This is a genomic window from Achromobacter sp., from assembly GCF_050285565.1.
In the GTDB taxonomy this organism is placed as follows: Bacteria; Pseudomonadota; Gammaproteobacteria; order Burkholderiales; family Burkholderiaceae_B; genus Achromobacter.
The window spans coordinates 210,790-225,268 of record NZ_JBLZXG010000006.1; the positions used below are offsets into that span (position 1 = coordinate 210,790).

At 64.4% G+C, this 14,479-nt stretch carries 8 protein-coding genes; 7 read left to right on the top strand and 1 reads right to left on the bottom strand.

Going from position 1 to position 14,479, the window contains the following annotated elements:
- The first annotated feature begins 150 nt into the window (after window positions 1–150).
- The 5 genes from ACN6O8_RS14450 (at window position 151) to ACN6O8_RS14470 (ending at window position 10,771) form a co-directional block, all read left to right on the top strand.
- Window positions 151–2,811, top strand: coding sequence for a fimbria/pilus outer membrane usher protein (locus ACN6O8_RS14450; RefSeq protein WP_427991713.1), 2,661 nt, complete (start codon window positions 151–153; stop codon window positions 2,809–2,811).
- Window positions 2,812–3,460: 649 nt separating this feature from the next.
- Window positions 3,461–4,465 carry a hypothetical protein gene (locus tag ACN6O8_RS14455; RefSeq protein WP_427991714.1) on the top strand — a complete coding sequence of 335 codons (1,005 nt, stop codon included), beginning with the start codon at window positions 3,461–3,463 and terminating at the stop codon, window positions 4,463–4,465.
- Window positions 4,462–7,851 carry a T6SS effector BTH_I2691 family protein gene (locus ACN6O8_RS14460; RefSeq protein WP_427991715.1) on the top strand — a complete coding sequence of 1,130 codons (3,390 nt, stop codon included), beginning with the start codon at window positions 4,462–4,464 and terminating at the stop codon, window positions 7,849–7,851. Before ACN6O8_RS14455 ends, ACN6O8_RS14460 begins: the two co-directional genes overlap by 4 nt.
- Entirely contained in the window at window positions 7,836–8,807 is a 972-nt protein-coding gene (locus ACN6O8_RS14465) for a DUF6708 domain-containing protein (RefSeq protein WP_427991716.1), read from the top strand. The genes ACN6O8_RS14460 and ACN6O8_RS14465 overlap by 16 nt, the downstream gene beginning before the upstream one ends.
- Window positions 8,808–9,091: 284 nt before the next feature.
- A complete protein-coding gene (locus tag ACN6O8_RS14470) occupies window positions 9,092–10,771 on the top strand; it encodes a sensor domain-containing diguanylate cyclase (RefSeq protein WP_427991717.1) in 1,680 nt (559 codons plus the stop codon).
- 54 nt (window positions 10,772–10,825) lie between these two features.
- On the opposite strand, the gene ACN6O8_RS14475 is transcribed toward ACN6O8_RS14470, so the two are convergent.
- The gene (locus tag ACN6O8_RS14475) at window positions 10,826–11,674 is read right to left on the bottom strand and encodes an IclR family transcriptional regulator (RefSeq protein WP_427991718.1); all 849 of its coding nucleotides are present in this window, start codon (window positions 11,672–11,674) and stop codon (window positions 10,826–10,828) included.
- Between the two features lie 170 nt (window positions 11,675–11,844).
- On the opposite strand from ACN6O8_RS14475, the gene ACN6O8_RS14480 reads away from it, so the two are divergent.
- Both ACN6O8_RS14480 and ACN6O8_RS14485 read left to right on the top strand, forming a co-directional pair.
- Complete coding sequence (locus ACN6O8_RS14480; protein WP_427991719.1) at window positions 11,845–13,497, top strand: MFS transporter; 1,653 nt, start codon at window positions 11,845–11,847, stop codon at window positions 13,495–13,497.
- Window positions 13,498–13,517: 20 nt separating this feature from the next.
- The gene (locus tag ACN6O8_RS14485; RefSeq protein WP_427991720.1) at window positions 13,518–14,477 is read left to right on the top strand and encodes a carbon-nitrogen hydrolase family protein; all 960 of its coding nucleotides are present in this window, start codon (window positions 13,518–13,520) and stop codon (window positions 14,475–14,477) included.
- Window positions 14,478–14,479: the final 2 nt, after the last annotated feature.

A 14,479-nucleotide genomic window follows, 5' to 3' on the forward strand; every position in this document is an offset into this window, starting at 1 on the left:
GCTTGTGTTCGTCTCTTCCTTTGATTCCATATTCTGTGAGCCGCTTCAGACCGGCTTGTGTATGCCGCTCGTTGGTCGGCATTGATCCGAAATAGGTCTTCCTCGATGAAATCCCCATACTCCCGTCGTTGCGGAGCGAGCGTATACGGCGTGGCTATCTACGCGCTCGCCCTGAGCCTGCCGGCGGCGGGAGCCGCGCCGGCGGCGAGCGAGCCTGCGCCGCCGGGCGGTCCACAGAGCTCCGGTACAGCGGCCGAGGCGTTGCCAAAGCATCCGGCGGTGGCTTTGGCGGGCAGCCCCAAAGGCTATACGACGGCGTTTCTTCAAGGCGGCGCGCAGGCGGCGGATGTCAGATCGCTCCTGGTCGGAGGGGATATCCTCCCCGGCACGTACCGCGTTGATCTTTACGTCAATACCACGCCGGCCGGCCGCCGAGATGTCACATTTTCGGAGAATCCCCGCACTGGCGCGGTGGAGCCCTGCATCTCGCCGGAGATGCTGATCCAGATTGGTGTGGATGGCGGAAAAATGAAAGTCGGCAATGAGAAGCGCGCCGACGGTGAGTGTCTGCGGCTTTCGGATTTGATTACAGAGGCTACCGCTTTCTACGACGTGCCTCGCTTGCGCTTGAATCTGAGTATTCCCCAGTCCTACCTTTCGCCCGCGCGCAGGGGCTACATCGATCCCGAGTTCTGGGAGGATGGCGTGCCTGCCGCTTTCCTGGACTACAGCCTCACTAACCGTAACGACTGGGCCAGCGGCAATGGCGGCAGAAACGGAACAAGCACCAGCGTAGGCATGCGCATGGGCGCGAACTTGGGCCCTTGGCGGTTGCGGAACAACTCGTTCCTGACTTCAGGCAAGAATCAGCCTACCCAGTTCAAGAGCCAGAATACTTATCTGCAGCGCGGACTCAGCACCATCAAGAGTCAGTTGTGGCTGGGCGAGACCTATACCAATTCGACGCTGTTTGACGGGGTTCGATTCCTGGGCGCCCAAATGGCGTCGGACGAGTCGATGTATCCGGACAACGAGCAAGGATACGCGCCGGTCATTCGCGGGAATGCCGATTCCAACGCCACCGTGGAGGTGCGGCAGAACGGCTATCTGATCTACACCGCCAACGTTGCGCCCGGCCCCTTCGAGATTACCGATCTGGCGCCTTCCGGATCGAATGGCGATCTGGAGGTAACCGTCATCGAGGCGGACGGCACCCGGCGTGTGCAGCGGCAGGCATTCTCCAGTCCGCCGTTGATGGTCAGAGAAGGCCGGGTGAGTTATGACGCGGCGATCGGACAGTTTCGCCAAGATTACACGGGGGGAGAACGTCCTGTGTTCGGCAGCGCTTCCGCGCTCTACGGCCTGTCCAGCAATGTGACCTTGGCTGGTGGGCTGCGCATGGCGGCGGGAGGCTATCAGGCCGCATCCCTCGGTGTTGGCGTCAATACGAGATTTGGCGCGTTGTCGTTGAGCGGGACGCACTCCATCAGCAAGGTCGGCGGCGAGAGCCAGGCCGGTGACCGGATCAATCTCCGTTATGGCAAGTATCTAGAAGACACCAACACCCATATCTCGGTGAATGCGCAACGCAGTCTCAACGATAAGTTCCGCAGCCTTTCCGATCATGTTTACGCAAAAGGCGTGATTGATCACGCGTCCTGGTATGGCTCGAAGTATGCCTATTCGAAGTCACGGGTAGACGTCTATTTGACGCAGAACATTGGTCGCGACAGCCGTTATGGCAGTTTGTATGTGAGTGGCTCTGACGAGGCGTATTGGGACGATTCGAAGTCGCGCAGCCTTTCGCTGGGATATAGCAATTCGCTGGGGCCGGTTTCGTACAGCATTGGCTACACCCATTCGCGCAATGTCAGCTCTCCGCAGTATCGGGATCGCTACAGCGACAACGTGGTTTCGCTTACTTTGTCGTTCCCTCTGGGATCGGGTTGGAAGGCGCCGCAAGCGTATACCAATCTGAATCGGCAGAACGCAGGCACATCGGTGCAGGCGGGTGTGACCGGACAGCTTCCCACGGAGCGGGAAATCAACTATGGCATCGCCGCCGGCCGAGGCATGGATGGAACTGGCAGCGGTTCGGCATCGGTCAGCACGACCACCTCATTCGCCCGACTGGGAGCCGGTTACAGCTATGGCAATAACTACCATTCCGGCACGTTGTCCGCCAATGGCTCGTTGGTGGTGCACGGTGGCGGGGTGAATATGGGGCAATCGGTGGGCGAGACCTTCGTGCTTGCAAAGGTGGATCCGCCTGTGAGTGGCGTGGCGCTGTCCAGTTATGCGGGCATCGAGACCGGCAGCAACGGCTATGCAATCGTTCCCGGTGCAACACCTTTTCGCAGTAACTGGGTGGGCTTGAACACGCGCGAGCTTGGTGGCGACATTGAGTTCGAGAACGCGATGCAACAGGTCGTCCCGACGCGGGGCGCGGTTGGCCTGGCGACTTTCGCAGCGGAAACCGGCCGTCGGGTGCAATTCGAGTTGACCCAGGCGGATGGCTCGCCGATGCCGTTCGGCGCGATTGTGGATGATGCTAGCGGTAATCGTCTTGGCATTACCGACACCCGCGGGCGGGTGTTGACGATGCTGGGGCCGAATGCGGAGCGCGGCTCGCTGGTGGTCCGGTGGAGCGATCGTCAATGCCGGGCGGACTATTCCGTAGCGGGAAAGGCCAAGGATGAGAACTATCAGCGAGTCCCTGTGCGCTGCGGCGAGTCGGAGATCGTGAAGCCGGACTCCAGCTCAAAAGGTGGACCCGTGGCGGCAGCTCGGTCGGAAGTTCCGAAGCTGTAAAGTCTGACGGGGCGACCGGTGGGGCGATGCGCCGGCCAGGCCGGCGCAGTAAGTTCTCTTAGGTTCTCCGCCTTGCACGCTCGCCGGCATAGACGACGGCCGGCGAGCAAAGGCTGGTTGCGCGCCATGCGCCGCCGGCCTCGTGATGCGGCGCCGGCGGCGTTTGCATTGGCATGGGCCGGGGCGTGGTCAGTCGTCGAGCGACGGCACTGTGCCAAGTGGGCATCTAAGGGAAAAACTCCACTCTTAATGGTTAGGCTGTGGCAACTTGAGTGGCAGCAATGCTGCCTAAGGTATTGATTCTTATGGATCCAGGGTTTTATCTGGAACGGACTTCAACAGCTGCTGTTGATATGAAACATCGAGGTCACTCCGACTAAAAGGAGCCCCTTATCTTGCTGTCACGGCCGCGCGCGACCAAATAAAAACGCTGATCAGCCCGAAAGCTGAGCGCAACTCAATAGTCTTTGGCATATTCAAAATCCACTCCGGGCTCATCGGTGATGCAATGATCGCCGATCGCGCTGTGACTGAACGGCCCGCTCAAATGCGGGATTGAGGGGTTCACACGGTATCCCCGAGTCGTTTTTCGTTACTCGCCTTTCTTTACCCCTACGGGGTGTTTTTTGAACCCAGGAGCCTGAGTTCGATGCTGTTGTCACCCCCAGCGTCGTTGCCTTCGATATTTCCGCCGCAATCGGCATTCGAGTCATTTCGCCACGCGCTGCTTTCAACACTTTGCGCGTTGCGGCGAGCGCGTCCCGATACCCGGCTATTGGTGCTGTACGACCCGGCGCTGGGCGATCCGCTGGGGGTGCTACACGATGAACGCCGCGCCACCACGCTGTTGCGCCATGGGGCGGGGGCAGGCGTTGCGCCGCCGCGCCTGATTGAACTGGATTGCCACAAGACCGCGCCCTATCTGTTCGAAACCGATGCCGGATTGGACGACCCCTGCTTCGAAGCCAGCCTGACCCAGGCATATCGCTATGCGCAGGCCGGCCCTCTGGGGCTGCCCGACGATCCTGGACGGGCCTGCGGCGGCTGGATCGTCACCGCCGATAGCGGCCATGCCGTGGCGCAACGGTTCGCCGCGGCCAGCCTCGACCTGGCCGCGCCTGTCGATCACCGGCACCGGTGGCATGATCCGCGCGCCTTGGCGCACATCTGGGACAGCTTGTCGGCATCCCAGCGCACCACACTCCTGGGCGACGATCTGATTTGGCTTGCGCTAGATGCCCAGGGGCGGCTGCGCACCTTTCAGGGCGGGGCGCAGGGCGCGCCCACATCCCGGCCGGGTTCCTTGACGCTCACGCCCGAGCAACGAGCCCGCGCCCGGCAAACTGGCCAGGTCAATCGACTGCTCGCGACGTGGCAAAGCCAGCAAGCGCATTTGCCGCCGGATGCGGCAGCCCGGCTGCACCGTCGCCTGGCGCATCCCCTGGCCAGCCGCCTGGACGGCCCGGACCGCGCGGCCTTTGCCTTGGCCACCGCCGAGCTGGATGATTCGTTTGCCAAGGACCCTCGTTGGCAGCGTGCGATCCTGGGCTTGCCTGGCCGTGGCACGCTCGCCGAAAGCTTGCGGCAACTGCCACGACAGGCCTGGACCGACAACGCGGTGGCTCGCCCCTCGCGACCGGAGCCTCGCGCATGACGTATCCCGGCATTGCCCTGGACGGTAAACCCTACCCTATCGACAGCGCCGATTGCCAGCAATGCGGGCGGCTCGATTACCCGTTGCTGTTGGTGCGCCCCAGCGTGGTAGACCGCCGGCACGAGCCCGCGCTGGCAAGCGTCACGCGCCTGTGCGACCAGTTGCTCGACACGGCGTTCGGAAAGATGAAGCGGCAAGGGACGACCCCGGTCACCCGCCTGTTGCGCCGAGGCTACGTCTATGTCTTCTACCAGGCCCGTGGGGTGTGGGACCTGTGGCGCAGCCATGAGGACGGCACTTATCTCAAGCTGCTTGAACAAGCGACCCCGCGGCAGTATGCCCAGTATGTGACCGAGTTCACGCAGGCGCCGGCGGACCTGCCCGCCTCCGCCTGCTCGCGCGGCGCGGCCAACGTGCCTGCCGGTCTGATCACCCTGGTGGGCGCCATCACCCAGCCCGATATCTGGCTGGCCTATGCCACGCACGTCTGGGATCCCGAGGTGCTCGACGGCTACGGCGCCGCCCGGAGCGCGACCAGGCCCCTGCGCATGACCCACCTGAACGGTCAGGCGTTGCTGACGCAGGGCGTCTTTCCGGCAACGGGAACGCTGCTCGCCCAGAGCGCCCTGGAGTCCTTCATCCCTGAGTTCAGTCCCGTCATGCCGACCGCCGGCCCCACGCATCACCCGGCGCTGAAAGTGTTTGAGCGTTCGGACTCGCCGCTGGCGGCGTCACGTTTTGGCCGCGCGGCCCAATACGACGCAGCCGCGCGCCAGCTCGAAGCCAGCAGCGGCCCGGCCGCGGCCAACAAGGCTCTGGTGCTGATGCTGGCCGATCCGGTTGGCGTGGCGCAGGACTACAACGATATCCGGCTGGGCATCCATGAGGAGCGCCAGCAATGGATGAATGGCGGCCCGGATGCCACCGGCAGCCATGTCGATGCCGACCGGCCCTGGAAACGCCAGTCCATGCTGTGCGCGGGCTACATCCGCGACTGGCTGCGCGCCCGTGAGCGCGGCAACGTGCAAGCCCGCTACGAGGGTGGCGCCATCAAGGACACGATCACCATCACGGAATATGAGTACCAGCGCATCCAGGCCGATGAGGCCGCCGGCCGTCCCCGCTACCCGGCCGGCACGCGCTATGAGCGCCTGGACACCGTGCCGGTGGTCTACCGGGTGCATTGGCCGACCACCTCGGTCGAGCAAGGCCTGGAGGGCATGGCGGATGGTCAGGCTCGCCCGCGCATCGACCGCTACAACAGCCACCTGGACTGGGCGCGTATGGAGCAGACCAACCAGCAATGGCTGGCGCAGGAACAGGGCTGGCGAGCATTGCAGGAAGCGCGCGACCAGGATTATGTGGACTGGCTGCAATCGGAGACCTTGCTGACCGCGCTGCGCCACGACTACGCGGACCGCCCCGTGCTTGCACAAGCCGCGCGTGAAGCCGGCCAGTTCGAGGCGGATCTGCACAATGCGATGGCACGCCTGGATGCGGTGGCTCGCTGCTATGGCGGCGGTGCCTGTGGACCGGCCTCGCTCAAACACCTGATCGCGCTCTTCGGCAGGGAAGAGGACGACCCCGAGCACTGGATCGCCGCGGCAGCGATCAAACCCTTCGACCTGCTCAAGACCTTGCGCACGGATCCGGGCGCGCAGGCTAGTCTGTATGACGCGCTGGTGGGCAACCGCAAGGCCGCGATCGAGCAATTGCGCGAAGGCTGGCTCTCGGTGCGCGAGTCCGGGGTGATGCACCTGGCCACGCTACTGCTGGTTTCAACCCAGATCACGCATCAGATGCGCTATCTGGCGCTGGCGCCGCAGGCGGTCAAGGAGTTGGGCCTGGCGTCGCAACTGGCGCTGGCGCGGGCCAAGGAAGGTATCTGGGTGCGCGCGGGCGCGCTACTGGATTTTCTGGACTCGGGCGAGCGCCGTTATCTGGTGGGCATCATCGCGGACGCGAGCGCCGCGCCCCGGCCGGCGCCGGGTAAAGTGCCGGCGGCGCCCGCCGATATCGGCCGCCTCGAACCCTATCCGGAGTCCACCGCGGGCCGCCAAGCCGGCCGCGCGGCCCAACGCACCGCGCGCGCCAAGGCGGCGCTACGCTTCCGTGGCCTGGCCGCCCTGGAGAATTCGACGGTCTACCTGGTGTTCGACCAGGCCGAGCTGCAGGCGCTGCAGGGTAAGGCGGGCGGCGTGGCGATGGTGCCGGTCACCTCGCACGATCTGTTTGGCAAGCCGACGCTCGCGCAGATCCCGGCCGACCTGGCCGATGATCTGCTGCGCGAGCCGCAGGTCGCCTTCGGCAAGCGCCTGGGCGTGGCGTTGGGAAAGCCGTTCGAGGTGGAATACCGGCTGCCGTCGCTGGCGGCGGTCGTGGTGCTGGCCTTGCAGGGGCGGGCGTTGTGGAAATCGATCGACGATCTGGAAAACCAGGGAGGATTGCAGCGCATGGAGGCTGCCGCCGCCGTCGCGAGCGCCAGTACCGGGATCGCTGGCGCCGCAGTGGAATTGGCGGCTATTGGGCTTGCGCGGCCCCTGGTGACGCCGGCCGGCACGCCGGCGGCCGCCATGCTGGCGGGCAAGCTGCCGTGGTCGGTGCGGCTGCGCTTGGCTGGTGGGTTTCTGGCTGGCGGCGGGGCGTTGTTTGATGGCATAGCTGCTTACATAAAAAAAACAAATCTAAGCCAGAAAGGCGACCAGGACAGCGCGAAGATGTACCGTATTCAGGCGCAATTTCAAGTTCTCGGTGGCTTTAGCGTAATTTCGGGATCGTTACTGACTTGGTATGTCGCCAGACGACTGGCTATCGATGCCTCCTTGCGCATCGGCCTGACCCTGGCTGGCGGAACGTTTGTTGCCGGCAGCACCATCGCCGCCTGGCTCAGCGGGGTGGGGTTGGTGTTGTGGATCGTGGGTGTCGGCGTCTCGTTCTGGGCCATGTCGCTGGAAGACGATGCGGCGGAAATCTGGCTGGATCGCAGCTACTTCGGCCGCCATCAGCGCTCGGAGGGCGCCTTCGACGATCTGGAGCAAGAGCTTCGTGCCTTCGGCGCGCTGTCGCTGGGCGTCACCGCGGACGCGTCGTGGAGCCACAACTGGATCAACGACGACGAAGTCTCCGCCACCATTACCCTGGCGAGCTGGGAGCCTGGGTTCGGCGCCGGCTATGTACTGGAAGGCTTTACCGACCGGTATACCCGCAACGCGATCGGCAGGTTGGCCGAGGGCCGCGAGCCTGCTCCCGCTGATCTGGGGCAACCCTGGGTCATCCGCGTGCGAGTGCCTATCGGTGGCAGGCAGACACGCGCCGCGCGGTTGACCTACGCGTTTAGCCGGGGCGATGAAGTCCTGGCAGTGGATCACATATGGATAGAAAAGTGATGGAAACACGGGCTCCTGATCGCCTGGAGCCGGACACCGCCAACGCCGTGCTGCTGCCCGGCATGGAGGAACGCAGCCGCAGCGCGCCGGCAGCGGGCTTTGCGGTGCTGCGCGCGTATAAGAATGGCTTGGCGCTCACTGACGGAGCGAGTCTGATTGAAGGGTATGGGGCGGTGTTCGGTACGCTCGGGCTATGTATAGCTGTTCCGATTTGGATATCGGCATTTACGGATGCGGATATTCTGGGGATCGCATTGATGTCAGTTGGCATCATGATGGGGGCCGTGATGTTGCTTTTCGACTGCACCGGCTACCGCGAACAACCGACCCTCTTCGATCGAGCCGCCGGCCGCGTTTACATCATGCACAGCCAGCGCGACTGGCTGCGCCCCTGGCGCTGGTTCCGTATTCCGGTTTCAGTCCAGTCGTTCGAATGGTGCCGCATCCGCGCCATGATCGTGCCCACGGTCGGCTTGGGCGGCGCCGGCGCGCCGCGCCTGAACTACGCCTTGCGCTTGGTCGAGACCGATGTGCCCAACGGCACGCGCATTGTCGCGTCCTTCGGCGTCGGTATTCCGAGCGTCTACGATGGCGGCGCCGAGCCCGCAGCGTTATGGGAACATCTGCGCCGCTTCATGCAGGAGGACGGGCCGCACCTGGGGCCTCATGACGCCCTCTACGTAGATGACAGCAGCCCGAGCCGGCTCTGGAACGCAATCTGGTGGTGGCAGCCGCTCCTGGGGCCGGGCGCCAAACAGTTCTGGGCGGGCCCCTACTGGTTCCTGACGGTTCCCTTCGGTCTTTTCGCGCTGATCGGCTTGCCTCTGACGATGGCAGGCGGCTTTATCCGTTGGTTGTCCTATCGCTGTAAGCGCCCGGCGCCCTGGCCGGTGGATGTGCTGGCCAGCATTGGACCGCCGCTGACGCCAGCCGAGTTGGCATCGCGTGGAAGGTAGACTCCGGCTGACCGGTCTGGGCCGTGGGCCGGCAAGGGCTCGAAAGAGTCGTTGAAGCGCACACCAAACCCGCAAAATTTCAAGATAAGTGACGAATTCGTAGCAAGATCTCAACTTAGGTGGATACGTGGCCCCAAAACCAAGGAAAAACATCTTCTAAGCGGTTGATTTCACGGTCTCGCACGTTCATTTTGCGGCGAGTTCGACATTGGCAGGAGGTGTGACAAAATATCAAAATTGCCGCTCGACTGTAACGGTAAACTTGGTATTGATCGGGTCCTGAAATGTCCGTTGCCGGAGACTCACACTTCACCCAGCGCGATCTTGGGGACGGCTCGCACTGCGAGTCCGGCGACCCCCTGGACCGGCTGGCGCGCCTGGCCCGACGCTTGTTCAGTGTGGACCTGGTCATCCTGGCGTGCACCGACGCCGCCGGCACATGCCAGGCGGTGGACGGCGCGCCGCCCCCCAGCGGCCAGCCCTGGTCGCTCGAATGGCCCGTGCGCGCCGCCGATGGGCGCCCGCTTGGCGGCTTCAAACTGCTGCACCGGAAGGCGCGCGATTTCGCCGCCGACGACCGCCAGGCCTTGACGGATCTGGCCGCGCTCGCGGCCTCGGTGATCGAGCAGCGCCAGGCGCGGGTCAGCGAGCGCGCCGACGAAGACACCTGGCGCGAAGAAGCCCGCAAGCTGTCCCTTGCCATCGCAGGTAGTGGCACCGGCGTCTGGGACCGCAATGTGGTGACGGGCGAGATCACGTATTCGCCCGGCTGGAAGGCCTTGTTTGGCTATTGCGAATCCGACCTCTCGACCCGCATCGAGGACGCCTATACCCGCCTGCATCCGGAAGACCTCGACTACGTGCGCGCCGCCATGCAGGATCATTTCGACGGCAAGACCGACAGCTATGAGGTCGAGCACCGTATCCGTTGCAAGGACGGTAGCTACAAGTGGATCAGCAGCCGGGGCAAGGTGATCAGCCGGGACCCTGAGGGCAGGGCGTTGCGGATGATGGGCACGACCACCGACATCAGCGCGGTGCGCGCCATGTCGGAACGGCTCAAACGCACGGCGGATCTTGTCGTGAACCTGACCGACGCCGTGCCCGGCCTGGTGTTCCAATGCCGATCCGTGCCCGAGGGCGGCGCGCGGTTCTCTTATGTCAGCGCCGGCATCTGGGACATGTTCGAGCTAACTGCCGATGCCGCGTACGCCAGCACCACGGCCATCGAACAGCGCATTCATCCCGAGGACCTGCCCGCTTATCGCGCCTCGCTGCACAAGGCCGCGGCCGCGCTGACCCCGTGGCACCTGGAGTTCCGGGTCTGCCTGCCGTTGCAGGGCGTGCGGTGGCGGCAGGGGGATGCCAGCCCGCGCCGCGACGCCGACAATAGCGTGGTGTGGCATGGATTCGTCACGGACATCACCGACCGCAAACGGGTTGAACTCGAACTGCGCGAGCTTGCCGCCACGGACGCGCTCACGCTCCTGCCCAATCGCCGCCATTTCATGACGGGAATCTGCGCGGAGCTCACCAGAATCAAGGCGCGCGGCGGCCTGGGTTCGGCGGTGCTCATGTGCGACCTGGACCACTTCAAGCACATCAACGACACCTGGGGCCACGCCACTGGCGATGGGGTGCTGCAGCATTTTGCGAACATGCTCAGAGCCCAGTTGGGCCAGGCCGACCTGGCGGGTCGCATCGGAGGCGAGGAGTTCGCGGTGGTGCTGTCGGAAGCGGACAGCCAACGCGCCCACCTGTTCGCCCGCAACCTGCAACGCCGGATCGCCGCCACGCCGTATGTGTCGGGCGGGCGCCACGTCCCGCTGACGGTCAGCATCGGCATTTCCGCGCTGCAAGCCGACGATGCTGACGCAGAGCTGGCGCTCAGCCGCAGCGACCGCGCGCTGTATCGCGCCAAGCAACGGGGACGCAATCGGATCGAGTCGCTGTTTTTCCGCTAGACCGAACCCCGCCAGGCCGCGCATCGCGGTCAAGCAAGAGAGAAACCTCGGCGCTCAGCGTTCGGCGCTATCGGTCCATCCCGCGAGCCGGGAAATCGCGCGGGCCTTTTCCAGCAGCAATTGCGCGGTATCCGATGCCAAGTCATCATCGATGGCGCCCACCGGGCCCATCAGCGTGATGCCCGCCGTCATGGAACCGAGCATGTCGAAGACGGGCGCGGACAGTGACGTGAAATGCGGCAACAGCGCGTGACGGCAGCGGCTGATATGGTGCTTTCGGACCTCCTCGCGAATCGCCTCGACGTCCTCGGGGGTGTAGCGGTGCGCGGCCTCTGCCTCATAGCGGTCCGACGACGGGCCTTCCATTTCGATTTCGAGCAGCTCGCGCGTGCTCGCTTGCGGCAGATGCGCCAGAAAGTTGCGGCCCAGGGCGGATGACAGCAGGGGCAGCACGCTGCCCACGCGCAGCTCCAACAGCGGGCGGCTGCGCGCGCCTTCGACGCGATAGACGATGGTCGGGCCTTTGTTGCCCCACACGCCCAGGAAGACGGTGTGGCCGGTGATCGCGGCGACTTCCTCCATGATGGGGCGCGCGCTGCTGAACACGTCGAACTGTTCCAGCGCCGCCAGCCCCAGCCGCAGGGCGTATGGCCCCAGGCCGTAGTGGCCGGTATCGGCCTGCTGCTGCACCAGGCCCACTTTCTGGAAGCTCACCAGGTAGTAGTGGACGTTGGGCACGGTCAGGTCACAGGCGTCGGCGATTTCCTTCAGGGGCGTGGGGCGGCCGGCCTTGCGGATGACGTCCAGGATGCGAAAGCCCACTTCGATCGATTGAATGCCTCGACGGCCAGATGCCGGCGCCCGCTCCGAATCGCTTTTCGCCGTGTTGGCGGACTTGGCCATGCGCTCCTCCCTCGAATCGTGTGGCGGGAAGTGTAACAGTGGCCGCGGGGCGTTCCCCGTGGGCGAAAACGCACTCGCCGGGTTTCCCCTAGTTCTGAAATGCCGGCCTCAAGTTTGATAATAGTTAAGCGATACAGCATTATCAATTCAAACCCAAGGGGAATTCAGGCATGCAAGCGCACGCGGCGACACAACGGATCGATACCGGTTCGACGCTCAGCAGGAACGAGGAACGCCAGGTGGTGGTGGCCTCGACGCTGGGCACCCTGTTCGAGTGGTATGACTTTTTCATCTATGGCACCCTGGCCGTCTTCATGAGCCAGGTGCTGTTTCCGCAGGACAATCCCACGGTGGCGCTGCTGGCGGCGCTGGGCGCCCTGGCGGTGGGCTTCATCATCCGCCCGCTGGGCGCGGTCATGTTCGGCTACCTGGGCGACAAGCTGGGCCGCAAGTACACCTTCCTCATCACGGTGGTGATGATGGGCGGCGCGACCGTGCTGATCGGCTGCCTGCCCACCTATCAGTCGGCCGGACATCTGTCCTGGATCCTGTTGCTGACCTTGCGCGTGGTGCAGGGCCTGGCGGTGGGGGGCGAGTACGGCGGGGCGGTGATCTACGTGGCCGAGCACTGCGAGCCGAAACGCCGCGGGCTGCTGACCGGCTGGATCCAGATCACCTCGTCGGCCGGGCTGATCCTGTCGCTGGTCGTGATCCTGTGCACCCAGGCGTCCATGAGCGCCGAGGACTTTCGTCAATGGGGCTGGCGCCTGCCGTTCATTCTGTCGATCGTGATGCTGGCCGTCTCGATCTACGTGCGCGCCAAGCTGCACGAGTCGCCCGTGTTCACCCGCATGAAGCAGCAGAACCGCCTGTCCAGCAATCCGGTCAAGGAAACGTTTGGCCAGTGGTCCAGCCTGAAACTTGTGCTGCTCGCGCTGGTCGGCGTGACGGCGGGCCAGGGGGCCACGTACTTCACCGGCCAGTTTTACGTCATGATCTTCATGCAGCAGGCGGTGCAGTTGGAGCAGACCAGCGTCTATACGTTGATTCTGATCGGCTTCATCATCGGCGCGCCGGCGTTTGTGCTGTTCGGCTGGCTGTCCGATCGCATCGGCCGCAAATGGATCATGATGGCCGGGCTGTTCATCGCCGCGATCGGCTATCACTCGATGTTCGATGTGCTGCTCAAGGCTGGCAACCCGGCCCTGGCGCAGGCGATGCAAAGCACGCCGGTGCGCGTGCATGCCGATACCAGCGCGGGGGCTTGCGATTTCGGGCTGCAGGCCGCCATGATCGGCAGCCACGCCGATCACAAGAAGGTTTGCGTGCAGGCCAAGAAGTTCCTGGTCGGCAAGGGCATCAACTTCGAATATGCGGCGCCGCTGCCCGGCCAGAGCATTGCCATGAGCGTGGGCGATACGACCGTCAATGGCTTTGACCGCGCCGCCTATACCCGCGCGCTGACCGCGGCCGGCTACCCCGAGCGCGCCGACCCCGCGCGCGTCGACCGCGCGACCATCATCCTGATCCTGGTGCTGATGACCGCCGTCGTTGCCATGGTCTATGGCCCGGTCGCGGCCTATCTGGTCGAGCTGTTTCCCGCGCGCATCCGCTATACCGCGCTGTCCTTCCCGTATCACATCGGCGCCGGCATCTTCGGCGGCATCGTGCCCTTCACCGCCACGTATCTGGCGCAGGCCAGCGGCAATATCTTCGGCGGCCTGATGTACCCCGTCGTCGTGACCGCCGTGGTTGGCGTCGTCGGCAGCCTGTTCCTGCCGAACACCCGCGCCCGCGCCATCGACGAAGACCCCGCGCACTGACCCAAGCAGAAAGGAAAGAAATGTCCAAGCAACAGCGTTTCAAGGCCGCCGTGATTCAGGCGGCGTCCATCCCGACCGACAGCGTTGCCTGCGCCCAAAAGGCCGCGGCGCTGATCCGTCAGGCGGCGCAGGAGGGGGCCCGCGTGCAGGTGTTCCCCGAGGCGTTCCTGGGCGGGTATCCCAAGGGCAATTCCTTTGGGGCGCCCATCGGCATGCGCAAGCCTGAAGGCCGCGACGCGTTTGCCCGCTATCACCGGCAGGCCATCGGCCTGGACGGAGAGGAAGTCGCGCTGGTGGCCCAGGCCGCGGCGGACACCGACAGTTTCGTGGTCATGGGCTGCATCGAGGCCGACGGCGGCACGCTCTACTGCACGGTGCTGTATTTCAATGGCCGCGAAGGCCTGGCCGGCAAGCACCGCAAGCTCATGCCCACGGCGGGAGAACGCCTGATCTGGGGGTTCGGCGATGGCTCCACGCTGCCCGCGCTGGATACGCCCTACGGCAAGATCGGCGCCGTCATCTGCTGGGAAAACTATATGCCGATGTTGCGCATGTACATGTACAGCCAGGGCGTGACGCTGTATTGCGCCCCGACCGCTGACGATCGGGATTCCTGGATTCCCAGCATGCGTCACATCGCTCTCGAAGGGCGGTGCTACGTGTTGACCGCGTGCCAGCATCTGCGCCGCGACGCTTATCCCGATGACTTCGAGTGCGCGCTTGGCGATGCCCCCGACACCGTATTGATGCGCGGCGGCAGCGCCATTATCGACCCGCTGGGCAACGTGCTGGCGGGGCCGGATTTTGCCTCCGAGACGATCCTCTACGCCGAGATCGATCCCGAGCAGATCCTGCGCGGCAAATACGATTTCGATGTGTCAGGCCATTACGCCCGCCCGGACGTGTTCCAGCTGCATGTCGATACCGACGCAAAGCGCGCCGTTTCCAGTCATCCCGCCACCCGGCCGCAGGAGGGCTGATT

What these genes read in the sequence shown, in the direction of transcription:
- ACN6O8_RS14455 (WP_427991714.1), top strand. Translation starts at nt 3,461, where the DNA reads ATGCTGTTGTCACCCCCAGCGTCGTTGCCTTCGATATTTCCGCCGCAA.
- ACN6O8_RS14460 (WP_427991715.1), top strand. Translation starts at nt 4,462, where the DNA reads ATGACGTATCCCGGCATTGCCCTGGACGGTAAACCCTACCCTATCGAC.
- ACN6O8_RS14475 (WP_427991718.1), bottom strand. Translation starts at nt 11,674, where the DNA reads ATGGCCAAGTCCGCCAACACGGCGAAAAGCGATTCGGAGCGGGCGCCG.
- ACN6O8_RS14470 (WP_427991717.1), top strand. Translation starts at nt 9,092, where the DNA reads ATGTCCGTTGCCGGAGACTCACACTTCACCCAGCGCGATCTTGGGGAC.
- ACN6O8_RS14480 (WP_427991719.1), top strand. Translation starts at nt 11,845, where the DNA reads ATGCAAGCGCACGCGGCGACACAACGGATCGATACCGGTTCGACGCTC.
- ACN6O8_RS14485 (WP_427991720.1), top strand. Translation starts at nt 13,518, where the DNA reads ATGTCCAAGCAACAGCGTTTCAAGGCCGCCGTGATTCAGGCGGCGTCC.
- ACN6O8_RS14465 (WP_427991716.1), top strand. Translation starts at nt 7,836, where the DNA reads ATGGATAGAAAAGTGATGGAAACACGGGCTCCTGATCGCCTGGAGCCG.